The 792-nt window shown below is 45.1% G+C and carries 2 pseudogenes; both read left to right on the forward strand.

From position 1 onward, the window contains the following. Positions 1-463: pseudogene (locus tag AB4585_RS26810) on the forward strand (UDP-N-acetylglucosamine 1-carboxyvinyltransferase); the annotation flags it as partial. Between the two features lie 216 nt (positions 464-679). Then, positions 680-792: pseudogene (locus AB4585_RS26815) on the forward strand (1-acyl-sn-glycerol-3-phosphate acyltransferase); the annotation flags it as partial.

The following is a 792-nucleotide window of genomic DNA, read 5'->3' on the forward strand; positions in this document are numbered from 1 at the left end:
GCTAGAAGAGGCGGGCGCTAAGGTTGAAACCGGAGAAGATTGGATCTCTGCTGATATGACAGGTCGTGAGCTTAAGGCTATCACTGTTCGTACGGCCCCACACCCAGGTTTCCCGACCGACATGCAAGCGCAGTTTACTCTGCTTAACATGATGGCTAAAGGTGGCGGTGTCATTACTGAAACCATCTTTGAAAACCGCTTCATGCATGTGCCTGAACTGCAGCGTATGGGCGCAAAAGCAGAAATCGAAGGCCACTCAGTGATTTGTGGTGATAGTGATGAGCTAAGTGGTACTCAGGTTATGGCAACAGACCTTCGTGCATCAGCGAGCTTGGTGATTGCAGGTTGCATCGCTAAGGGCGAAACAATCGTCGATCGTATTTACCACATTGATCGTGGTTATGATCGTATTGAACATAAGCTCAGCTTGTTGGGTGCCAATATCGAAAGATTTAGTGACTAATTAGGTTGTTTAGATGCTATTTCAGGCCGAAACCATATGGTTTCGGCTTTTTTATTTGGTAGACTTGTAGGGCTAAATACCGCTATTGTCTGCGGGCTTATGCAATTAGCCCTAGGTCAACATGGGTCGCAACCTTCTTAAAGAATAATGTCCCCGAGATTTGGATATGTCGGGTATAACCATATAACTGCGAAGGATATCGCTAGGAATGAAACAATGATTGCTTTACTGCGCATATTTATGGTCGCAATTTTTGCTGTACTGATGTTTGTGTTTGGCTGTGGCTACTGCCTATTTAGCCCTAGAAACCCAAAACACGTATTTAGATT

Origin of the sequence: Vibrio sp. 10N.222.49.C9, assembly GCF_041474985.1 — a bacterium.
Taxonomy (GTDB): Bacteria; Pseudomonadota; Gammaproteobacteria; order Enterobacterales; family Vibrionaceae; genus Vibrio; species Vibrio crassostreae_C.